Here is a 22,637-nt window from a genome sequence, read left to right on the forward strand (position 1 = left end):
CGCAGTGCATCACCAGCAAGAAATCAATCGGACTTGGCAGGTAAAGTGCTGGGCCATATGCGGATGTTGCAGAAAAAGCCAAAGAGAGTGGCGAAGTACTTCGAGCATCCGGCTATCCGCTACGCATCGTAAACGTATTAGCCCACCGGGTTAATAGAACGCCCCATCACCAGCCAACCGGGAACGAGGTTTCGGTACAGCTCTGCAGGCTCCCATCTGCTTTCTGCGCTGTTGTATAAGTTAACTGGGCTTAACGTTTTAGATTATGCAAAAACTCACCTATTTCACCCGCTTGGGATCTCAAAGGTTAAATGGAGTTTTGATAAGCAGGGACATTATCACGGTGGGTTTGGTCTGGACCTTGCCCCAGAAAGTATCACCAGGATCGGTCAGCTGTACTTAGATAAAGGTAACCATAAGGGGACGGTATTGCTGCCCGAAAGCTATATTCGTGAAGCAACTAGCATCCATTCAACCGGAGGTTTTCCTGAAAGAGACAACTATGGCTACCACTGGTGGGTCAGCTCCATGAACGGCTTTAATTTTCACTATGCTGCGGGGCTGGGCGGGCAATATCTATTTGTTGTGCCGACCTTAGATCTTCTGGTCACCATTACATCGAACTCCAGGCAACCTCACATAGAAAACAAAGCATTGTTTACCGGGAGTATCCTGCCTTACTACGCCAGTAAGTTGTGATATTTTGCAGCTATGTAAATCATCAACTGCACTAAAAAAAGCCCCGCAAGAACGAGGCTAATATCCGGAAGTTAGAATTCTCTAGAAGACTCTTTAATCATAGGCAGGGAAATCGAAAGCGCTACGATATCCAAACAGCGCCTGGCTGCCCCCCGTGTGCAAAAAGACTATATTGTCATCTTTGTTAAAGTGGCCTTTGCGAATCAGGTCAATAAAACCAGCGGCTCCTTTTGCCGAATAGACAGGGTCCAGAAGAATAGACTCATGCTGTGCAAAGAGCTTGATCGCCTCAATGCCACTTTCTGTCGGAATACCATAACCTTCACCAACATAATCGGTATTGGCAACAACATGTTCAGGCTTAACAACACCCGATATCCCCATGTACTCTGCGGTATGCTCTGCCAAGCGAAAGACATTAGCTTCCTGAGCCTCTTTAGCTGCGCGCACCCCCACTCCAAGAACGGGAATCTGACTGTTGGAAGCAACCAGTCCGGTTACTAATCCAGCCTGAGTTCCGGCACTTCCTGTGGCATGAACCAGATGATCAATCTTAAGCCCGATACTGTTAGCTTGATAAAGCAGTTCAATGGCAGCATTGACGTACCCCAGTGCCCCGACAGGATTGGACCCGCCTCCAGGCACAATGTAGGGCTTTTTACCGTCAGTGCGCAGCTGTGCAGCTAACTCTTCCATCGCCTGATTCATATCCGTATTAGCAGGAAATTTGCTCAGAGACGCATTGTAAAGCTGGTCCAATAAAACATTACCGTTGTAATTGTAATCAACCTCGGTGCTACCGGTACGATCTTCCAGTAGAATGTGGCACTCTTTTCCCAGTTTCGCCGCAATAGCCGCTGTTTGACGGGCATGGTTTGACTGAGTCGCGCCCTGGGTAATGATGGTATCCGCCCCTTGCTCAACCGCATCCCCCATCAGGAATTCAAGCTTTCGGGTTTTGTTGCCACCGCCAGCCAAACCGGTGCAATCGTCTCGCTTGATCCACAGGTTAGGGCCGCCCAAAATTTTGCTCAGGTTTTTCATTGGCTCCAGAGGAGTCGGAAGGTGGGCGAAATGTAGCCGAGGGTAGCGGGACAAATGCATGAGGGTGATCCTTATCGTAGTTTGATCGTGATTTGGTCAGTAGTAGTGTGATCGCTTGTAATGTAATTCCTGGGAATCAAGTTCTGTGAAGACAGGACATTATGGTAAAGCCACCCACTCCCTTATGACCAATGCTGTTTAGTCCGCTATCGGTTACTTTTCGGCATGAGCAGTTATTACGTTTAATAATCCTAACGGACTGTTAAGCTAAGCAGCCGATTAACCAGCCCTTTGAGGCCTCTTTTTTGAGCGCGATTGGAGATTAAGGCCAGCAACTGATGGATATTAAATGGATCGAAGACTTTCTTGCTCTGGTTGAACAGGGCAGTTTTACCAAGGCTGCCGAAAAAAGGTTTGTAACCCAGCCTGCTTTCAGCCGTCGTATCCGCTCACTGGAAAACTGGCTTGGTGTCAGTTTGGTTGATCGGAACGCATTCCCGACCAAATTGACAAAGACCGGCGAAGAATTTGTGGAGCCCATGCGCGAAGCGCTTAACAAGGTCTACGGATTACGAGCACAGATGCAGGAAAGCTCGGCCCATGAACAAATGCTGATATTATCTACCCAGCACTCCTTAAGCGTCTCCTTTTTTCCAAAATGGTACCATCGGATCAAGTCCGCTTTAGGTCATCCGGGCATTAGCGTTAACGCCAGCAATCTTCACGATTGCATCGATTTGTTTCTAGCCGGGCAAAGTGACCTGTTACTCTGTTATTACTCACCGGATATTTATCCTGAACTGGAACGTCAAAACATTATCAGTATGGAAATTGGTGATGAACAATTGATTCCTGTTTATGCCTGCAATGCATCGGTCAGCTCATGCCCTATTGAAGAGATAGAGGGTGCAAATGAACCCGTGCAGTTAAAACTGGTTGGTTTTCCATCAGGATCTTTTTTTGGTCGCCTGGTTCAACAACAGTGTTTTCCAAAGGTACCTGGGGCTGTACACTTTGAGTTAGCCTGCGAAACCGCACTGACGGAAAGCATTAAGGCAATGGTTCTGCAAGGGATTGGCATGGCATGGCTACCTGCGAGCTTGATAGAACAGGAGTTAAAGCGTGGAGAGCTCAAGCAGTTGCCGGATTTACCGACAACAAATCTGAAGATTATGCTCTATCGGCAAAAAAGCACTCGTACCGAGGAAATCGACAGCTTCTGGGGTTATCTGCTGGAAAATGGCTAGTTGAACGCCCCGGATCTGTATTGATAGCCAATATAAAGACTGAACGGTCTGGCTTTTTCGGGTCAACAGGACTGATATTGATTGATCGCCGTATCTGTATGATTAAAATTCACCTGCACAGCTTCACATCCCCACCTAAACAGGGCACAGATTGAACAGATAGTGACCGAACTCAATAAAAGCGGTCGGTAGCCTGGACCCGCTCTTACTACTTTTTGTTCATCGCCTATAATAAACCAAGGCATGCTGTTGAAACTGTCAACAAGCTTTACAAGCTCAATGTACAGTATTGATAAGTCTTTGATTTAAATACTGCGGCCTGTTTTTTGCAAGACCTTAGTCATCAGCTTACAAAAAGGGGGCGATATATGGTGACCTCCAGTACCAATCAGACCGATATTCCAGCAGCATCCTGGCGTGTTTACTGCGTTCCTCACTCTCTTATCGTCTTTAAGCATCTATCTTTGATTGCGGTGGTATTAACAGCCCACCTGGTCATCAGCTCTGATGCTTTGGCTGATGAAAAAATTGTCGATCTGCCTTGTCTCAGTGTCTGTAATGAGCAGGATCAACAACAAGAAACCGAGGAAGCCATTGGGAAAATCATCTATAAAGCGCTACAAAACAGCCGCCATACCGGCGAGAAAATCATCGTGCTGGGAATCGGCCAGGCCGTAGACGAATTAGGCTACGACCCACAGCTACTGCGGGAATACATTTCTGAAAAAACGGCCATCCGGTACCGCAATGGTTCGATCAAATTCAAAGGAAGTGGCCTGGGCTGGGAACATAGAGACGCCTACACCCCCAACCTGATCTACAAAGGCCAGTTGAAAAAAGACAAAATGGCCATCGGCTTCGAGTTTAGATTCTAGTTCGCTCTAAAAAATCAACAAAAGTCATTGTCAAAGTGCTGCCCTGATCGACCGGCCAGGTGACCAGTGATAGCTGCCTGCTTAATTCCAGCGGTGTCTCTAATACGACCAACTCACCCGCTCTGACTTCTTCAGCGACTGAAAGCCGTGACAGACAACCAATTCCCAGTCCCGCCTTAACAGATTGTTTTATTGCCTCCTGCCGATTAAGCGCCAACGCAACAGAAGCCTGAACTCCCAGACGCTGCAGCGCCTGATTGAAAATGGCGCGGGTACCCGAGCCCTGCTCTCGCAGTATCCAGCGCTGATCGGGAATTTGTTCTCGGGTTAAAACCCCTGCGCCAGCCAGTGTATGATCGGGATGACAGAACACCTCCAAACTATCTTCCCGCCAGGGAGTAATTTGTAATTGTTTATGCAGGGCCGGGCCTTCAATCATACCTATATGGGCTTGACCTTTTTCCAGACGCTCAATGACCTGTCTGGTATTGGCAATTTGCAGATCCGGTTCAACGCCGGGATAACACTTTATAAATTCAGCCATCAAATTGGGTAACAGATAGCATCCGATCGTCACGCTGGCAACGACACGAAGATGTCCACACAGGGCATTACGATCAGGGTTTTTAAGGCTATCAACCAGATCGAGAATCTCCCTGATTCTCGGCAGCACATCCTGCCCGGAGTCAGTCATTAACAGATCCCGGCCACGGCGATTAAAAAGCCGATAATCGAGGGATGACTCAAGCTCTTTCAATGCTTGACTCGCCGCAGATTGACTCAGCGCCTGCTCATCTGCCGCCTGTGTCAGCCGCCCTAAGCGGGCAGTGGCTTCAAAAATTCTTAGTTGTCTCAGAGTAATAGCCATGATTCGGTTTTTCTTATGCTTTTTAGCCGGAGCATTTATTTTACTTATTTTTACTGAGAGAAAGGTAGCCCGAATTAACATATCCAGCAGCAAAATCACCAAGCGACCTCAATAAACCTTCTACGAATCATCAACCTGTTAACGCATTTTGGACACTGAATCAGCCGCTGAGAGACACTCAAGGCAGGTTTTTACACGGCCATTAGCGTTGGAATTTACACTGAGGGATGCTACCGGCAAAAAATAAACTACGCTTAAGATAGGGATGAAAAACACAGTGGAATCGATAGGGCTGAAATCGACAGGACCAAAATTGATAGAACAAACACCACCCGCAGGGAGTCGGTTCAATTTTCCATCTGTGCCATAGGTCATAAATTAGTCGTTGAGACCTTTATGCCAGGAGATCAACTCATTACGTGCAAATTGAGTGCGTATCAACAGTGAGAGGCCGTCAAACTATGGATACAGTCAGTAGTGTAGTCAGCTTGCCAGATCAGCATGTACACAACGGGTATTTACTGGCAAGAGTCGCCACCGGAAACTCAAAGTCCGCCATGCATCTGTTAGAACAAGCCCTTAAAGCGTTCTCGTGCCAGGTGCTGATCACTGACCCATCATACCGACAAACCAAGTTTTTCTTGTTACTGGAGGGGGCTATTATCGATTGGCGTATTCGCCAGCGCATACTTCAACTATTCCATCTTAAGTCAAAACTGGATCAGCAGCCTGTAGGAGAACCGGATGACCAACATGGTGCCTGCTTCCGACTGCAGGAATTGCCACTGGTTACCCAGCAAAGCTTCCTTCTGCACAGCCTGGCGCATATGAGTCCTAAAGAAGTCGCTGATGTTCTCAGCCTGGAAGAAGCACAGGTACAGCACCCACTCTACCGCTTCTCAGAGGGTGAAACCGAGCAAGAAAAGCAAATCAGCTATCGTCGGCTGTTAAGAACCCACATGCGAGCGGTTCGGCAGGTACCAAAAATAATCGACGGGCCACTTTATTACCAACTTGAACAGATAAAAAAGAAAGCATTGGCCAATCCCTTGCACCCAGAACACCTGGCACTCTACTTCTGGCAACAAGCCCTGGCTAAAAAGTTTAGAGTGACCAGTACTTCTTTAGTTGTCGTAACAGCGATAGCGGTGGCAATCGCATCCCTGTTTTCATAACCTTGGCGAGGAACGGGTTGGATTCAGGCAGTTTGTTTTGCAGACGTTTTGTACAGGCCGCTGTTTTATAAATACTTGCTCTATAAACAATTGTTTTACAATCTTTTTTATAAAACCAGTTTACAAGATTTTTTATAGAACCAGATTAACCCAGCGGTATGAAGATTCAGAGTAGAGCCTGTCTTATTGGCCAGTCTAAACAATAAAGGCCTATCATCGGATAGGCCTTCCTTCCAATACAGAAGAAAAAGGGAAAACTAACCAGCAATTCCGACAAAGTCGTAGCTGGGCTGAGCAGGCTGCTCCTTTTGAGGCATCTTGTTCGAAACACTGTCCATCTTTGAGGCACAATCAGCAGTCCCGTTCTCAACCACTGCACTCAAACGAGCAGCGTTCTGACGGACTGTTACTGGGCTGATTTCAATTTTTTGCTGTGCGCTCATGATAAACCTCTTTACTCAGTTATAAGCTGAAGAAACCCTTCCTTACATTCAAATAGAGCCAGTTGGGGAGTTTGTATTGGGCCAGTATAACGACTGTTTGTTAGCATGTAATGGAATATTATTTAATATAATCATAACCATTAAGAATATAAATACAGCCTGGCTTGGATCTAAAGCAGATCTGGAGCTGGCCCTAGGGTGATTTTGCCCAACCCCCTATAGTCCTCTAGACCACAGTTTTTGTTGGCATTTGTTCTGTAAGCAGATATGACTGGCGTTTGAGAGGAACGACCATGAATGATATTGATAAAGCGCTGAGTAATGAGGTACTCAATCGCTGGAGTAATCCACACCCGGATTTTGCTTCTGGCAACGACCCCCGTAGCACTGAAAGCAGCCTGTTGGGATTGTTTTACGGAAGTCTCGACCGCGCAGCAGCATATAACTGGCTGAATGGCGGGCGGACACTGATCGACAAGACTTTCCTGCGGATTCTATGGGCAACAGAGTCGTTGGAACCAACAGGCCTTTCATTTGATGAGATGGCATCAAGAGTTGATTACTACGTTCGTCAGGAGCTGGCCCCATTATGGGATGAGTTGGATGAACTGAATCACGAACAGCGACACCAACTGGCACCACAGCTGGTTGAAAAAGCGGCAACCGGATTATTTGGTAGTCAATATAATGAATCTGCTGCGAGTCGATTGCTGTTTTTTCTATGCCCGCAACTACCGGTTTTTCCGTTCAGTCACGGTCATCTACAGGTCTTGCAAGCGCTGCACCCCGATACCCGGATAAGCGATTACGCCGATTATCATATTGCCTGCCGCCAACTGCTCGGCAGAAATATGCCCAAGATTTATCCACAACTGCCCCAGTCTCATAGTCCGTGCAACAATGAGCGTACAGCGGTTAATCAGATACTTTCACAAAGCGACTGGTGGCCTCGGCGTGTGCTGTCTCAACAATTAAAGGAACAGGGCGATAGTATGAGCCTGGACACCACGGCCTTTGGTCTGAGAGGCAGCTCCCAGGCTGCTTAGCCTCTGTTGCCAGAGTCTGTCAAGATTCAACTTTCCTGCAAGTCCTACGCTTGTGCCTCTTGCAGCATCCTCGGATGCTGCTTTTTTTTGTCCGGACACGGCTACACAGCCGTGTCCGGACGATTACCTTTACTCTGATGCGGCGATTAGACTGGCGTTACCCCCGGCAGCCGTTGTATCAACACAGAGATGGCGCTCAATAACAAAACGTTCAGAAGTATTTATCTCAGTAATAAGTGGAATTAACACACCATCCCTCTCAGCTAAGGCTTGACGATAGCCAGCCAGAGTCAGATTATCAGCTGAGCTGGTTACAGCATCAAAACCCTGAGTTGAAATCAGAGCCTCAGTTTGCAGCAATCCATTAATGCCGATAGCAGGAATTCCCATACTCTGCATTAACGCAACAATGCTTCCTATCTTTGGATCAATTCTGGGTGCCACAATGACCACCCCATTCCCCTGAGACAAGGCAACAGCCGCCTGTTGCAAAGCGGTTACCTGAGTGGGTCCGAGACAAAGCACCACGCCACGCGGTTGAGTGGACAGATGATTGGTTTCGCCCGTAGGCCCAGGCATAACTTCCATTTTCTGACCACAGTCAGTCGGGACAATGACCCCTGTGTTTTCCAAGGCTTTGTGGAGCAGTTCAGCTCTGTTCTCCGACTCCGCCCAGGCGCGAACAGTGAAATCACCCTCGGGGTTCGATGACTGACCACTCTTAAGTTGATCAATCGCTTCCTGTAGTTGTGCACTGGTCACTGTTTCTTCCGCATTAGGCGCAATACTTTCAGAGTTATCCGACTTCATAAACCGACGGACATACTGTGGCCCGCCTGCTTTTGGTCCAGTACCTGACAGCCCTTCCCCGCCAAAGGGCTGTGAGCCAACGATGGCACCAATCTGGTTACGATTTACATAAATATTGCCCACTTGAATGCGCTCAATAATCTGTTCAACCCGGCGATCAACCCGTGTATGCAAACCAAAAGTAAGGCCATATCCCTGGGCATTGATGGTATCCACCACCTTATTTATCTCATCGGCTTCAAAGGTGGCCACATGCAAAACAGGTCCAAATATCTCCTGTTCCAGCTCTTCAATACCGTTAAGTCGTATAACCGTCGGAGCCACAAAAAGTCCTTTCTCCGGAACAGCAAGGCTTTTCAGCACTCGTCCCATTTTCTGAAACTTATCACAATGGGCCTCAATACCCGTTTTAGCTGCCTCATCAATAACCGGTCCTACATCTGTGGATAACTCCCAAGGGTTGCCCACTCGCAGCTCATCCATGGCTCCAAATAACATCTCAAGCAAATTCTCAGCAATATCCTTCTGAACATACAGCATTCGCAGTGCAGAACATCGCTGACCGGCACTCTGGAATGAAGATGCCAGAACATCGCGCACAACCTGCTCAGGAAGAGCTGTTGAGTCAACAATCATGGCGTTAAGGCCGCCGGTTTCAGCAACCAGCGGTGCCTCAGGAGCAATACCTTTTGCCATGACTTTGTTAATACGCTGTGCCGTTGCGGTAGAGCCGGTAAAACAAACGCCCGCGATACGAGCATCGGATGTAAGAGCAGCCCCGACCGTTGAGCCATCCCCCGGAAGTAACTGCATGGCAGCCTTGGGTATCCCAGCCTGATGCATCAATTCAACCGCACGTGCGGCAATCAGTACCGTTTGTCCAGCTGGTTTGGCAATGACTGCGTTACCAGCAGCCAGAGAGGCTAAAACCTGCCCCGAAAATATCGCCAGCGGAAAATTCCAGGGAGAGATACAGGCAATCACCCCCCGAGCCTCACCGGCATCTTTATTGCGAATCGCTTCGTTAGGATAATAAAGTGCAAAATCAACCGCTTCTCTAACCTCTCCAACGGCATCAAGCAGGGTTTTTCCCGCCTCACGAGTGGCAAGAGTAAAGAGTTCGGCCGAATGTTCCTCAAACAGATCAGCAACCTTACGAATGCGACTTGCTCGCTCTTCAGCAGCCAGTGCCGACCATTCAATAAAACCCTGTTGCCCGGCCTCAATGGCAAGTTCAATATCCCCAGGAGACGACTGAACAACCCGTCCTACTATTTCTTCGGGAATCGCTGGATTGAATACGTCATCGGTTCTGGCCCCTTCTTCCTGTCCGGCAATGATTGGGCCTGCCGTCCAGACACGATCTTTAAATCGGCCACGTTCTTTTTCCAAGCCAGCAACCTCAACCGGATCGGTAATATCCCACCCTTTGGAGTTCCGGCGATCACTGCCATAGATATCACCAGGGAGAGTAATCGCTCGACTGGATATCTGTTCTCCCAGAGCTTCCACGGCGGTAAACGGATCGCGGGCGATATCTTCAGGTTTGATGCGGGTATCAACGATCTGGTTAACAAAAGAGCTGTTTGCTCCATTCTCAAGCAGGCGACGTACCAGGTAAGCTAACAGATCCTGATGAGCCCCCACCGGTGCATAAATTCGACAACGGCTCTTTTTATCTGAAACAACAGCATCGTGAAGGGACTCACCCATCCCATGCAAGCGCTGGAATTCGAAATTATCGTTATCTCCCGCCAGATGCATAATAGCCGCCACTGAATGAGCGTTATGGGTCGCGAACTGAGGATAAATACGGTCGTTCATTCCCAGTAACTTTTTCGCACAGGCCAGATAGGAGACATCCGTATTGACCTTTCGGGTAAACACCGGAAAACCCTCCAACCCCATCACCTGAGCACGCTTGATTTCCGCATCCCAGTAGGCGCCTTTCACCAAGCGCACCATAATACGACGATCAAGTCGTTGCGCCAGGGCGTAAAGCCAATCCAATACATGAGACGCGCGAGGACCAAAGGCTTGCACCACTACCCCAAAGCCATCCCAGTTCTCCAAACAGGGATCTGATAGCACCGCTTCTATCACATCCAGAGAAATATCCAGACGGTCTGCTTCCTCTGCATCGATATTGAATCCCATGTTCGCGGCTTTCGCTTGTTTAGCCAGCTCCAGAGTACGGGGAACCAACTCATCCATCACCCGGTCACGTTGCCCGAACTCATAACGTGCATGTAAAGCAGATAACTTTACCGAGATACCCGGGTTGTTTCGAATGTCCACATCGTTGCAGCTGGCGGACAATTCACTGATCGCAGAAGAATAGGCACTGTGGTAATTCAACGCATCTTTATTGGTCCGGGCAGCCTCACCCAGCATGTCGTAGGAGTAGGTATAACCCCTTGATTCGTATTTACGGCCCCGCTTTGTTGCTTCGCTTATCGTCCTTCCCAGTACAAACTGACGCCCCAGTTCCTTCATCGCCTGCGCAACAGCAGAACGAACAACAGGTTCGCCCAGACGCTTAACAATTCCCCGTAATGACTCTGCCAGTCCCTTTTTATCAACAGGGGCGATCAGCTTACCGGTAATTAACAACGCCCAGGTTGAGGTATTCACTAAAGAAGAGTTTGACTGCCCACGATGAGGTCCCCAGTTCCCGGAAACCACTTTATCTTCGATCAGGGCATCAATGGTTGTAGCATCAGGCACGCGGAGCAACGCTTCTGCCAGGCACATCAGAGCCACACCTTCATGAGTGGAGAGACCGTATTCACCGAGAAATTTTTCCATCATCGTCGGCTTTGAGTCGTTACGTACCTGTCGGACCAACTCAGCCGCATTAGCGGAGATGGTGTCACGATCTTCCTGAGACAGCTTTGCATTGCTGATCAGCTCTCGCACAACCTTGGACTCATCCGCCAGATAATATTCACGGATAGTCTGTCGTAACTGACCCATGGGCTGGTGGCTCTCACTTACCGGACTGTTGTTAACCAAGGTCATAGCTGTCTCCTGTTCAGATCACTCTGTTCTACACTTATTATCAGCCACGCTTCTCAAATGATGGGTTCTGACTGATCTGTTAAAGTGAATTCGTTTAAATTGCACTGTTAACAGTATAACCAGCCCTGACACGTCTATTTCTCTAATTAATCGACTTATATATTCCCATTTCTCTATATTTTGAATACAGAGAAGACTTAATGCTATAATTTTTTCAGATTCACAGTCCTTTAAACTATAAAACCTTATAATGGGCGTAAAATGGGTTATCTAAAAAAAACAGTAGGGCAGGCTGAACCTACGGAAACACTTGACCGCATTGACCATTCGATCATTCGAGAACTGCAAAAAAACGGCAGAATCACGGTGACAGAATTAGCTTCCAGAGTCGGGTTGTCAAAAACCCCCTGTCAGGTGCGAATGCGTCGTCTTGAGGAACAGGGCTATATCCTTGGTTACGTAGCGCTGGTAAACCAAACCAAACTGGGATCCAACCATATTGCTTTTGTGCAGGTAACAATGAGCAGCACCAGTTCCAAAGCACTGAAGGCATTCAATGAAGCGGTCAGACAGATTCCTGAGGTCGAGCAATGTCATATGACCGCAGCAGGGTTCGATTACCTGCTTAAGGTACGGACATCCAATATGGAAAATTACCGTATGGTGCTGGGAGAGAAGATATCTTCCCTGCCCTTTGTGCAGCAGACCAGTACTTTTGTGGTTATGGAAAACGTCAAGGATGTTGAATCTCAGTTAATGTAGCAACACTGCCGATCGAACGGTACTTGGAAACCTGATCAAAACTGCCAGTCATGGCATTAATAAGTACCGATTTATAAGGACCGGCAGAGCGCCGCAGATTCGAGAAGCTGCATGGATTGGACTGCCAGCACCAGTTTAGTACGATTCTCTACTCTGAGTTTTCTGAAAATCCGTGATACATGAGATTTAACGGTGTTCTCAGAAATTTGCATTGAAGAAGCAATCGTCTTGTTCATCGCCCCCTGCCTCACCAATTCCAAAACCACTCGCTCTTGCCGTGACAATTGCGGTATCGCTTCAATCAGTCCGGCCCGACTTTCTTCGTCCAGCAGCCATTGTTGAGTTTCTCTGGCCGGATGCCAGCTTCCTCCTTCTAACAAAACCCTTAGAGCGCGTTCCATAACATCAGCGGAAACTGACTTTCGGACCACTCCCTGACACCCGGCCTTAAACGCATCTCTAACAAATTTGTCCGTAGCCAGACTCACGGTCATCAGCACGGGTGAGCCTGATCGAGCAATCACCTCACCGACTTGCTTCAATGAGCTAAGCCCACCTAACAGATCATCGATCACAAGCAAAGAAACTGAGTCAACTGTTTGTTTATCCGTTAAACCAATAGCTGTCTGTTGAGCAACAGCCACCATTAACGCCTCATAACTATCAGCTTCAACCAATTCAACCTTTTCAGAGAAACGTTCCAGAACCATCGCAATACCACGACGATAGAGCGGTGAACTATCTGCAAGTACAACTCGAATCGACATGATCAAGCCTCTTCATCAGAGCCCACTGGAACGGTATCAAGCCAATTCACTAGCAAGACGCTCACGCTCTTCAGGGCTATATTGCACAACCCCTACAGGAATATGATCATTGATCCCATCGCGTATCTGCTGGGCCTCCTCTGTGCTAAAACCTCCGCAGAGTTCGATGAGCTGCACCCGTCGCGTCAACATTTCCTGGGCCACTAAGATAGCCTCGGAAACATCACGAACACCGGAGACAGACATGTTGAAATGCTCACTGGCTATCTGCCCCTGATGTTTAAACATATCCAGATCTGCTGACTTGACAATAAAGCCGTACCGCTGCAATGCCATCTGATTCACCCCTTGATTCTGGTGCCAATATAAAGGCCTGAGGCCCGACGGACCTGTTCGCAGGTTCCCTGACTATTAGATCCTTTGCAGTGAAATGGAATTAGAACCAAGAGCAGCAGATTTTTGGGACCAATTGAGAGTGCAAAAAAAGACAAAGTCACTGACACGGATCAATAAATTGACCGACTAATTTCCGTAATGGGTGCTAAAGTCCCAAGACCTTATTTTTACAATACGGTTGATGCAGCAGGATTCAGCAATATTGCTCTCGGAGTACTGCTTTAGCATATTGCCCTAAGAACCCGCAGAGAACACAAAGGACTTAATACAGAGGTTCACTAAAGGAGGAGCATCCCATGAAGCTGCTACAAACACTACTATTCTCTTTATCGCTAACTCTCTCGTTGATCAGCGCTGCAGAGGGGTTAAAAGGAGAGCAACCCGGCGATGATTTTAGACAGACAGCCAATCGTTATATGGAAAAGTCCAACCAGGCCTTTGGAAAGGCGCGGTCCAGTCAGGGGGAGACACGCAAGAATTACCAGCGAATGGGTTTCCTTTACGAAGAAATGGCAGCAATAAAGCGAAGAGCTGCACGTTTAGCTGATAAAAACCGCTGGCAGGACATTTCTTGGGAACGTTATCACTCCTTGGAAAAAGAAATGCTTCAGCTGCGCTCCACCCTGCTTTCACTCGGTAAGCCCTCCCTCAAAAAGACACTTTAACGAGGCGCTAAAACAGCCTAAGAAACCTTCGAATAAGTCCATTATGTTCTCAGCGAGGAACTTGTTTGCAGGTTCCCTGAGTCAATAGCGCCTGAGCCGGTGGGAATTAGGACAGACTGATCAGTCTGGTATCTTGGTTCTGATCATCACCGCAGTATGGGCATAATCGCTCAGAAACATGCCCACTGCGCCTTCAGCCATTTGCTTCATCTTATCAACATCAGTATTTTATGCCGATGCACAACAGCACTTTCGATCTGGCGCTTCATCCCTGGCACGAGCCTCTTCATCGAATCAGTGAACTGGCAGAGGCTGCAAACGGAACCCAGGTCTTACCAATGATCGGTGATCAGGTAACAGTTGATAAGCCGCACAGTAGCCCGTTATGGCAGACCAAAATGAACCCCACAAATGGACCTTATAATTGGAGGTATATTCTATAATAAGACCGTACTCTTCAAGGACCCAGTTGAATGAATAAACCGCCGGCCAACGCTTCTCACCAACAACAGATCCAAGCATTGCAAGAGGAAGTCGCTCGACTGAAGGATTTTTCAGAGCTGTCCTCAGACTGGTATTGGGAGCAAGACGCAAACCTTTGTTTCACGGGGTTCTCCGGGATGTCACCGGAGATGTTGCGCAGAAAACAGAGTGATTTTATCGGCCGGCGTCGCTGGGATATGTCGATCAGTGGTGTTTCACCAGAAGAGCTGGCCGCCCACATTCGTTGCTGCATGGCACATAAAGCCTTCCACGAATTTGAGTACGATATACTCAGCGCTCAGGGTGAGGTGCAACGTTTTTCTATCAGCGGTCGACCTGTTTTTGATGCTGAAGGGGAGTTTTGTGGTTACCGCGGAGTTGGTCGCAACATTACCAATCTGCATAAGGCCGAACAGGCGGTTCGTGACAGTGAACAAAAGCTTGCACAAATAATCGCAGGTAGCGCAGTCCCTATTTTTGTCATTAATTGTGCCCACCAAATAACTCACTGGAACCTCGCTTGCGAGAATATTACAGGGGTTAATGCTTCAGAGGTGCTGGGCCACAGTGCGGCCTGGAAAGGATTCTACGGTGCTTCCCGTCCAACCTTGGCTGATCTGGTTATTGATAAGGCCACCCAGGAGACTCTCGATTATTACTATGAGGATAAATACAGTCCTTCGTCACTGATTCCAGGAGCCTACGAAGCTGAAAGCTTTTTCCCTCATATGATAAATGGCGGACGCTGGCTCTACTTTACCGCAGCCCCTTTATTGGATGGACAGGGAAATACTATTGGCGCCATAGAAACCTTACAGGATATTACCGCAAAAAAAGAGGCAGAGAGCGCTGAACGAGAGCACTGGCAGAGTCTGCAAGAAGCTCATGCAGAACTTCAAAGTACCCTGCACCAACTGGTACAGGCAAAAAAACTGGCGGCACTTGGCAGACTCGTGGCTGGCGTCGCCCATGAACTTAACACTCCCATCGGTAACGCCCTGATGGGTTCAACAAGCCTGCAACTGAAATTACAGGCTCTTGATCAGTCGTGTAACGACAATACCCTCAGTCGATCTCACCTTGAGACTTTTCGAAGCGAATGTCATCAGATCATTGACTTGCTGAATGACAGTCTCAACCGTTGCGGAAGCCTGATCAGACGTTTTCGAGAGCTGGCGAATGACCGCCGACAGGATAGATACTGTACCTACTCCCCTGAAGAAATAATTACGGAAGTACTAGGGCTATTTGGTAAGCAGATTGACTCACGAAATGTTGTGGTAAGCAGTCAAATCGAATCCCATACCCGGCTAACAGGCTATCCGGAAGCATTCGCTCAGATTATCAGCATTTTACTAGAGAACTCTCTGATTCATGGCGTGGGATCTGCCGGTAATATATCCATTAAAGCACAGCAAGAAACAGATCAGGTCAAATTTGAGTACAAAGATGACGGCCGCGGAATGGATGCAGAGACCATCGCTCATGCCTTCGACCCCTTTTTCTCGACACAATTCGGCCAGGGGGAGTCCGGACTCGGACTTTACCGGGCTTTTAATCTGGTGACGGTTATTCTTGGTGGAAAGATCGACCTTTCCAGCGAACTGGGAAAAGGCGTGACTGTGACTCTGACGCTACCCAACGAAGCACCTGAAAATATATCGGATTAGCATGCTTGCTGTGGGGAAAACACCTTGCTCTCAAGCCTGCTTTTTCCACTCTTAGTCAAAATTGCAGTGATGCTCACTGATTTTCAGATTTATCGAGTTTGCGAATAATCAGTCGGACATAACGCTGTGTTTCTCCGTAAGGAGGTATCCCCTGATAGGCTTGCACGGCTTTTTCTCCAGCGTTGTAGCCCGCTAATGCCAGTTTTATGTCTCCATCAAAATGCGTCAGCAACCAACGTAAATAGGCCATTCCCCCATGAATATTCTGTAATGGATCCCAAACATCTTTGACACCAAAGCGCTTGGCCGTACGAGGAATAAGCTGCATCAGCCCCATAGCCTCCTTATTGGATAGTGCTTTAACGTTAAAATTAGACTCAGCGCGAATCACCTCTAACACTAGCTGCGGGGACAATCCGTACTCAGGTGCCAGCCGTTCGACCCAGCTAACGATCTCTGCAACAGTTGGGTTTGGCTTGGTTTTCAGAGGCAGCAAATAATCACGACCGTCTGGCAAGGGACAACGTGCATCCTGATCAGTTTCAGTTCCCATAAGACTCAGCAGCCGCTGGGCATGATCATCGCCCTGATCTGCTGCTTTTTTCAACCAAACAGCCCCCTGTCCCTGGTCATCACGGCCATGACGACGATTCAGATAGAGCCATCCCAGCTCATATTGAGCTGGTGCGTAACCCAGATTTGCAGCAACGCATAAACACTGAATCGCCCGCTCCAGATCCTGCTCGACTCCCCTTCCATGCTGGAAATCCAGACCCGCTTCTGTCAACGACCTGGAATCTTCTGAAAGCAAAAGCTGTTCTAGATTTTCAGCATTATCCGCTTTTACCGGCACAGCATAGCAACAAAGGATAACCCACAGTGATATAACTCTATGCACATTTTTTCGCTTAACGGGATAAAGATACTGCATGACACAACGACTATCTGTTGAAGGGAATTTAACAGCAAGAAACAGCTTAAGTGTAGCTGATTGGTTAAGCGAGAACATAACGGCAGCAGCAAATTGGATCAGATAAAATCATATATGCAAAAAACGGATCTGCCGATCAGCCCCCAGGTCAAAACTCTCACCCGCAAACTTGCTGCTAAATCTGCTACAGTAGCCTTAATCGGTATAACCGAAAACGCCAGAGACTCAAGGGACTTGCTCATCGGTTCCCAAACTAATTCAGGATTTATCTGTGACCAATAACGATGTACTACGCCGTATACGCTATACCTTTGATTTTGACGATTCAAAAATGATGACTATATTTTCCTCAGCTGATTATCAGGTTACCAGGGAAGTCCTCAGTAACTGGCTGAAAAGAGATGATAACCCTGCACATCAGAACTGCAGCGATACCCACCTGGCTATATTTCTCAATGGTTTTATTAACCTTAATCGGGGCAAAAAAGAAGATCCTCAACCGAAACCAGAACAACGCATGACGAACAACATAATCTTCAGAAAGCTAAAAATCGCACTGGACCTAAAAGCAGAAGACGTCCTGGAGATTTTAGCGCTTGCAAACCTGCGTATCAGCAAGCATGAATTAAGCGCCTTCTTCCGAAAGGTTGATCATAAACACTATCGTGAATGTAAAGATCAGGTACTGCGTAATTTCTTAACCGGCCTGCAGCAGAAACATCGCGGTGAAACTCAGCAAGAATCAGAGTTCAAATGGAAATAAAGCCAGCCCTTCTGTAATCTGGACAAGGGTTGCGATGAGAAATTCCTCAGGCTGTCAGCCCTGTATATGTAAGCAATAAGGGCCATTTGTTAATGGCTCTATTCAAAATGATCAAGCATTTTCAAATAAAAACCGGATACCTAATTAATGACTAGCAAGGCATTTATGCTCCAGCGAATCTGTATTTTTGCTGGAAAGGACTTTGACCCAAATTCTGATGAACAAGTCACAGAAATCCTGAAAGACAATTTCAATATCCAGCTTCCGCAACGGCGCTCAATGAATGAGTCCCTGGCCGCTGTCGCCAGCGACCTGGAGATCATCGATTTGATTATCAAATACCGACAATCTTGATGATCACGTACCAGCAATAGAAGGACTAAGGATCAACAGAATTATTTTTATTAATGACTGATAAGCATTATTAATTTTACTTCACTACTGAAGAGTCTATCCTGAAGGCCTTTTGTACAACTTCGCGTGAAAGAATCAGAAACGCCTGTAAAAGTGATTCATCCTGATCTCTACAGTGCTTCCTGACATTTAATCAGCCTCCTGTTTTTCCAGGTCTTCTATGAACAACCGTTATTTACCCATGCTTAGTTTATTCTCGGCAATGATACTCTGGTCCAGTTCCTTCATTGCGTTGAAATTGGCATTTAGTGTTTATGATCCAATGGTTGTGATTTTTGGTCGCATGGCGATAGCGTCTGTCTGTTTTTTGCTGGTATTTCGCTATATCAATAATTTCAGCTATCGCCAGGGGGATTGGAAATACCTGCTGCTGATGGCTTTCTGCGAGCCCTGTCTCTATTTTATTTTTGAAGCGATGGCCCTGGAAAACACTACCGCATCTGAAGCGGGCATGATCACCGCTCTTTTTCCCCTTTTAGTTGCGATAGGTGCCTACTGGCTACTCAAGGAGCGACTACAGATGCAAGCCTGGATTGGATTTGCCATTGCCATTACGGGTGCCATCTGGTTGAGCTTATCTGGTGAACAAACTGAGAGCGCCCCGAATCCGATGTTAGGCAATTTCCTTGAGTTTTGCGCCATGCTATGTGCCACAGGATATACGCTCTGCCTGAAGCACTTATCAGACCGATACAGTTGCTGGTTTCTCACTGCCATCCAGGCATTCTGTGGCAGTCTGTTTTTTCTCCCCAGTTTGCTCCTGCCAAGTACCCAGCTACCAACAACGATAGAACCGGTGGGAATCATTGCCATTATTTATTTGGGAACGCTGATCAACATTGGTGCCTATGGTCTGTTTAATCTGGGGGTTTCAAAAATACCGGCCAGTCAGGCGTCTGCTTTCGTCAATCTTATTCCCGTTTTCACTGTTTTAATGGCTTATCTGATTCTGAAAGAAACTCTCAACGTTCAACAGATGGCTGCCGCAGCACTGGTGTTGGGTGGAGTGATATTGAGTCAGTGGCAACCCAAACAGCAGCAAACAAGCCTGGTTCAGGCCTGAGAGAAAATTCAGCCAGGTAAATACAGCAACTCCCTATTCCTAAAACGTTTTTTCTGTTCAACCGATTCCAGTCAGGGTTTTTACAAAGCCCTGAAAAAACCGGTAGAATGGTTAGCATTCTAACAATGGTAAGGGATCAGTAGGTTGAAGCTTCAAACTACCGTACCGCAGTCTTTCCTAGATCAACTCCCGATCACAGTTCTGGCTGTCGACCGCAAGGGTGTAGTTAGAGCAGCAAACAAAAGTGCGGGTTCTTTGTTTGGCCGGCATATCGAACAGTTATCATCTATCCACCTGACTCAACTGCTGACCATAGAACCGTTCACACTCCCTTCCCTCAATTCAATCTCAGCTGCAGATACAGCACCTGATACATCCATCGAAATTCAATCCGCTCCTGACTCTTTATCCAATTTACTGGCACAAGCACTTTTTCAGTCAGATAAACGAACGTTATTTGCTATCAGCCTTGATGGTAATCAGCATCCCGTTCAAATCCATCTTGGGCAGCCATCTGAAACTAGCGGAGAAACCCTGATAACCCTCCTTGATATTTCCAACCAACAGGAGCAGGAAAATAAAACCAGCGTCAGGGAACAGGTCTACCAGAGTATCTTTGAGAATGAACTTGTTGGTTTTTACCGGACTGATATTACTACGGGTCAATTGCTTGAATGTAATGAAAGACTTGCACAAATGTTCGGTTACCCATCCAGAGAAAAGATGATAGCCGATTATCTTGCTCCAAAGCATTACGTACACAGTAAAGACAGGGATCGATTGCTGGCAGAACTTGCCCGTGCCGGAAGAGTCGATGACTTTGAGTCTGAGCTGTACCGGCTGGACGGGACTGTCAGATGGTTTCGCTATACCAGTACTATCAGCGTAAAAAATAACTCTCTGGAAGGCCTGGTTACTGATATCACTGAGGAGCACCAGGCACGTAAAGAGTTGCTGCTAACGGCCAGCGCCTTCAACGGAACCAGTGAAGGTATTCTGATAACCAACGCATCACGTCAGATACTCAGGGTTAATCAGGCGTTTACCGATATCACTGGCTTTACCCAGAGCGAGGTAACCGGCTGCTCAACCCGAATGTTGAACTCAAACCGGCATGACCGAACATTCTTTTCTGCAATTTGGCAGCAGATAGAGACCATGGATCATTGGTCAGGAGAAATCTGGATCAAAAATAAAGAGGGTTTCATTTTCAGTACCTGGCACAACATCAGTGTCGTGCGTGATGAAACTGGCGAGATCCTTCAATATATCGTTATATTTTCTGATACAACCGAACGAAAGGAAGCTGAAGAGCGCATCGCCCAACTGGCCCACTACGACTCTTTAACCGAGCTTCCCAATCGTCTGCTATTCCATGACCGTTGCGATCACGCCATGAGCAAAGCACGTCGCGATCATCATTCTGTAGCAGTACTCTTTCTTGATCTCGACGGTTTCAAGGATATCAACGACAGCTTTGGACATCCGGTCGGCGATCGCGTACTTCAGGCGATAGCACGGCGTATAAAAGATGTTATCCGAGAGGAGGACACCGTTGCTCGTCTCGGAGGAGACGAGTTTACCGTTATCATTGAAGAGCTGGATAATCCTCAAGAAGCCGCTGTCGTTGCAGACACATTACTTAACGCTATCCGCACTCCTGTAACCATCGACAACCAGCTATTTCACCTTTCTGCCAGCATCGGCATCAGCGTATTTCCTGATGACGGAAATAACAGTACCACTTTAGTCAGTAATGCCGATGCAGCAATGTACCGAGCCAAGGATCAGGGTCGTAACAACTTTCAGTTTTATACGCGAGAGTTAACGACTTCGGCTTTTGAGCGTGTGTGGCTGGAAAATCAATTAAGAGAAGCGGTTGCTCTAGAGCAGCTGAGTTTAGTCTTTCAACCACAGATAAACCTCCATCAGAACATTGCCGTTGGTGTTGAGGCCCTGCTTCGCTGGCAGCACCCGGAAGCAGGTATGATTCCACCCGATCGTTTTATCTCTGTGGCTGAAAAATGCGGCCTGATATTACCCATCGGCCGCTGGGTGGTAGAAGAATCCTGCAAACAATTTGCCCACTGGCTTAAGCAGGGAGTACAAATAGACCGTATTGCCGTTAACGTTTCTGGCGCTCAATTGCAGCGAGAAGACTTTGTTACCGTTGTCAAAAATGCCCTCGGCAATTCAGGTATCGATCCCAGGCGCTTGGAGCTGGAAGTCACTGAAAGCTTTATCATGACTCAGGCTGATGAGGGAATACGGACCTTGCAGGCACTTCGAGAATTGGGGGTAACCCTGGCAATTGATGACTTTGGAACTGGCTACTCTTCTTTAAGCTACCTGAAGCGACTACCAATTCATCGCCTCAAGGTCGACCAGTCTTTTGTTCGAGATGTTCCGAATGATGGTAACGACGAGGCTATTGTTAAAGCCATTATTGCCCTTGGACACAGTCTGCAGCTGGAAATCATTGCTGAAGGAGTCGAATCAACTGAGCAACAGGATTTTCTGGCTGCAGAAGGTTGCGATGAGGTACAGGGGTTTCTCTACAGCAAACCACTTCCAGCCGAACAAATCCCGGCTTATTTTAACAAGCGCGAAGGTTTAAGAAATGCAGCGGGCCAAAACCTCAATCTTTTTTAACCGGACAATCTCCATCTTTTTCTGAGCCCTCTGGCTCCTGGATTCCCCTGAAAAAAGATAACTATGAAATAATACACCGATGAGACTTGATCGTTTTTTATCTAACAACACCGAATTCAGCCGCAAACAGATTCGTTTGATGTTGGCTCAAGGCATGGCAAAGGTTGCTGGACAAACAGTCACGGAGGGGCGTCTGGATATTAATGAATTTACAGAAGTTACTTTTGATAACAAAACCCTGCAATCCAAAACTGCCCACTACCTGATGATAAACAAGCCTTGCGGCTGCCTGAGCGCAACCAGTGATCCCAAACATCCTACGATTATGGAAAGAGTCAATGAACCTTTTCGACGGCAATTACATATTGGAGGGCGTTTGGATTTCAATACTTCAGGACTTCTGCTGATTACCAATGATGGTAAGTGGTCCCGTCGACTCACCCAGCCTGAAGAGAAAATAGCCAAGGTTTATCGCGTTGAAACCGAAGATGTGATTCACCCGGAGTATATTGAGGCCTTCAGACAAGGCATGTACTTCCAGTATGAAGGCATAACCACACAGCCTGCTGAGTTGAAAATCCTCGATGACCGGTTAGCCAGGTTAACACTTTTCGAAGGGCGCTATCATCAGGTCAAGCGAATGTTTGGCCGCTTTAATAACCGCGTTACCGCCTTACACAGGGAAAGCATGGGGTCTATCATCTTAGATCCATCCCTGGCAGCAGGAGAATATCGAGCCCTGACACCGGAAGAAATCAGTTTTACTGCAGTCCCTGCTACGATTATCCCTTCCACTATTAATTCTTCGGCTACAATCCCCCTCTTCTGCTAACTAAATCCTGT

21 protein-coding genes are annotated in these 22,637 nt (G+C 47.4%); 13 read left to right on the forward strand and 8 right to left on the reverse strand.

The window, feature by feature from the left end; translation table 11 throughout:
* Positions 1 to 165: 165 nt before the first annotated feature.
* Positions 166 to 699: a serine hydrolase gene (locus BGP75_RS17205; protein ID WP_255395945.1), complete on the forward strand. Its 534-nt coding sequence runs from the start codon at positions 166 to 168 to the stop codon at positions 697 to 699.
* A 93-nt stretch (positions 700 to 792) separates the two neighbouring features.
* Here BGP75_RS17205 and BGP75_RS17210 read toward each other — a convergent pair whose 3' ends face one another.
* Positions 793 to 1,803: a D-cysteine desulfhydrase gene (locus BGP75_RS17210; RefSeq protein ID WP_076720110.1), complete on the reverse strand. Its 1,011-nt coding sequence runs from the start codon at positions 1,801 to 1,803 to the stop codon at positions 793 to 795.
* A gap of 278 nt (positions 1,804 to 2,081) precedes the next feature.
* Between BGP75_RS17210 and BGP75_RS17215 the strand changes: the two genes are divergently transcribed.
* Positions 2,082 to 2,990 carry a LysR family transcriptional regulator gene (locus BGP75_RS17215; protein ID WP_076720111.1) on the forward strand — a complete coding sequence of 303 codons (909 nt, stop codon included), beginning with the start codon at positions 2,082 to 2,084 and terminating at the stop codon, positions 2,988 to 2,990.
* A 368-nt stretch (positions 2,991 to 3,358) separates the two neighbouring features.
* The gene (locus tag BGP75_RS17220) at positions 3,359 to 3,865 is read left to right on the forward strand and encodes a hypothetical protein (RefSeq protein WP_076720112.1); all 507 of its coding nucleotides are present in this window, start codon (positions 3,359 to 3,361) and stop codon (positions 3,863 to 3,865) included.
* Here the strand turns inward: BGP75_RS17220 and BGP75_RS17225 are convergent.
* Positions 3,855 to 4,733, reverse strand: a complete 879-nt coding sequence (locus BGP75_RS17225; RefSeq protein ID WP_076720137.1) for a LysR family transcriptional regulator — start codon at positions 4,731 to 4,733, stop codon at positions 3,855 to 3,857. The genes BGP75_RS17220 and BGP75_RS17225 overlap by 11 nt on opposite strands.
* 461 nt (positions 4,734 to 5,194) lie before the next feature.
* Between BGP75_RS17225 and BGP75_RS17230 the strand changes: the two genes are divergently transcribed.
* Positions 5,195 to 5,908 (forward strand): hypothetical protein, encoded by a 714-nt coding sequence (locus BGP75_RS17230; protein ID WP_076720113.1) that lies wholly within the window; start codon positions 5,195 to 5,197, stop codon positions 5,906 to 5,908.
* Positions 5,909 to 6,165: 257 nt separating this feature from the next.
* On the opposite strand, the gene BGP75_RS17235 is transcribed toward BGP75_RS17230, so the two are convergent.
* A complete protein-coding gene (locus BGP75_RS17235) occupies positions 6,166 to 6,351 on the reverse strand; it encodes a hypothetical protein (protein ID WP_076720114.1) in 186 nt (61 codons plus the stop codon).
* Between the two features lie 293 nt (positions 6,352 to 6,644).
* On the opposite strand from BGP75_RS17235, the gene BGP75_RS17240 reads away from it, so the two are divergent.
* On the forward strand, positions 6,645 to 7,397 hold the full coding sequence (locus tag BGP75_RS17240; protein WP_076720115.1) for a hypothetical protein: 753 nt from the start codon (positions 6,645 to 6,647) through the stop codon (positions 7,395 to 7,397).
* Positions 7,398 to 7,526: 129 nt separating this feature from the next.
* Here the strand turns inward: BGP75_RS17240 and putA are convergent, their stop codons facing one another.
* Positions 7,527 to 11,228, reverse strand: coding sequence for a bifunctional proline dehydrogenase/L-glutamate gamma-semialdehyde dehydrogenase PutA (gene putA / locus BGP75_RS17245; RefSeq protein ID WP_233152963.1), 3,702 nt, complete (start codon positions 11,226 to 11,228; stop codon positions 7,527 to 7,529).
* A gap of 261 nt (positions 11,229 to 11,489) precedes the next feature.
* Between putA and BGP75_RS17250 the strand changes: the two genes are divergently transcribed.
* Entirely contained in the window at positions 11,490 to 11,990 is a 501-nt protein-coding gene (locus BGP75_RS17250; protein ID WP_076720116.1) for an Lrp/AsnC family transcriptional regulator, read from the forward strand.
* A gap of 71 nt (positions 11,991 to 12,061) precedes the next feature.
* On the opposite strand, the gene BGP75_RS17255 is transcribed toward BGP75_RS17250, so the two are convergent.
* Both BGP75_RS17255 and BGP75_RS17260 read right to left on the reverse strand, forming a co-directional pair.
* Positions 12,062 to 12,757, reverse strand: a complete 696-nt coding sequence (locus BGP75_RS17255; RefSeq protein WP_076720117.1) for a response regulator transcription factor — start codon at positions 12,755 to 12,757, stop codon at positions 12,062 to 12,064.
* A 36-nt stretch (positions 12,758 to 12,793) separates the two neighbouring features.
* Positions 12,794 to 13,093 (reverse strand): DUF6506 family protein, encoded by a 300-nt coding sequence (locus tag BGP75_RS17260; RefSeq protein ID WP_076720118.1) that lies wholly within the window; start codon positions 13,091 to 13,093, stop codon positions 12,794 to 12,796.
* A 356-nt stretch (positions 13,094 to 13,449) separates the two neighbouring features.
* Here BGP75_RS17260 and BGP75_RS17265 point away from each other — a divergent pair, with 356 nt between their 5' ends.
* Positions 13,450 to 13,818 (forward strand): hypothetical protein, encoded by a 369-nt coding sequence (locus tag BGP75_RS17265; RefSeq protein WP_076720119.1) that lies wholly within the window; start codon positions 13,450 to 13,452, stop codon positions 13,816 to 13,818.
* A gap of 473 nt (positions 13,819 to 14,291) precedes the next feature.
* The gene (locus tag BGP75_RS17275; protein ID WP_076720121.1) at positions 14,292 to 15,971 is read left to right on the forward strand and encodes a PAS domain-containing sensor histidine kinase; all 1,680 of its coding nucleotides are present in this window, start codon (positions 14,292 to 14,294) and stop codon (positions 15,969 to 15,971) included.
* Positions 15,972 to 16,044: 73 nt separating this feature from the next.
* On the opposite strand, the gene BGP75_RS17280 is transcribed toward BGP75_RS17275, so the two are convergent.
* Positions 16,045 to 16,980 carry a transglycosylase SLT domain-containing protein gene (locus BGP75_RS17280; RefSeq protein ID WP_083704892.1) on the reverse strand — a complete coding sequence of 312 codons (936 nt, stop codon included), beginning with the start codon at positions 16,978 to 16,980 and terminating at the stop codon, positions 16,045 to 16,047.
* A gap of 193 nt (positions 16,981 to 17,173) precedes the next feature.
* On the opposite strand from BGP75_RS17280, the gene BGP75_RS17290 reads away from it, so the two are divergent.
* The 4 genes from BGP75_RS17290 (at position 17,174) to BGP75_RS17305 (ending at position 21,794) form a co-directional block, all read left to right on the forward strand.
* Complete coding sequence (locus tag BGP75_RS17290) at positions 17,174 to 17,665, forward strand: DUF1456 family protein (RefSeq protein ID WP_076720124.1); 492 nt, start codon at positions 17,174 to 17,176, stop codon at positions 17,663 to 17,665.
* 147 nt (positions 17,666 to 17,812) lie between these two features.
* A complete protein-coding gene (locus BGP75_RS17295; RefSeq protein ID WP_076720125.1) occupies positions 17,813 to 18,019 on the forward strand; it encodes a hypothetical protein in 207 nt (68 codons plus the stop codon).
* A 220-nt stretch (positions 18,020 to 18,239) separates the two neighbouring features.
* Complete coding sequence (locus BGP75_RS17300) at positions 18,240 to 19,142, forward strand: DMT family transporter (protein ID WP_076720126.1); 903 nt, start codon at positions 18,240 to 18,242, stop codon at positions 19,140 to 19,142.
* Between the two features lie 144 nt (positions 19,143 to 19,286).
* Positions 19,287 to 21,794 carry a bifunctional diguanylate cyclase/phosphodiesterase gene (locus tag BGP75_RS17305; RefSeq protein ID WP_076720127.1) on the forward strand — a complete coding sequence of 836 codons (2,508 nt, stop codon included), beginning with the start codon at positions 19,287 to 19,289 and terminating at the stop codon, positions 21,792 to 21,794.
* Here the strand turns inward: BGP75_RS17305 and BGP75_RS27870 are convergent.
* Positions 21,756 to 21,905 (reverse strand): hypothetical protein, encoded by a 150-nt coding sequence (locus BGP75_RS27870; RefSeq protein WP_407067339.1) that lies wholly within the window; start codon positions 21,903 to 21,905, stop codon positions 21,756 to 21,758. The two genes, BGP75_RS17305 and BGP75_RS27870, sit on opposite strands and share 39 nt — an antisense overlap.
* Here BGP75_RS27870 and BGP75_RS17310 point away from each other — a divergent pair.
* A complete protein-coding gene (locus BGP75_RS17310) occupies positions 21,874 to 22,626 on the forward strand; it encodes a pseudouridine synthase (RefSeq protein ID WP_076720128.1) in 753 nt (250 codons plus the stop codon). The two genes, BGP75_RS27870 and BGP75_RS17310, sit on opposite strands and share 32 nt — an antisense overlap.
* Positions 22,627 to 22,637: the final 11 nt, after the last annotated feature.

Origin of the sequence: Motiliproteus sp. MSK22-1 (assembly GCF_001968815.1) — a bacterium.
GTDB lineage: Bacteria > Pseudomonadota > Gammaproteobacteria > Pseudomonadales > Balneatricaceae > Motiliproteus.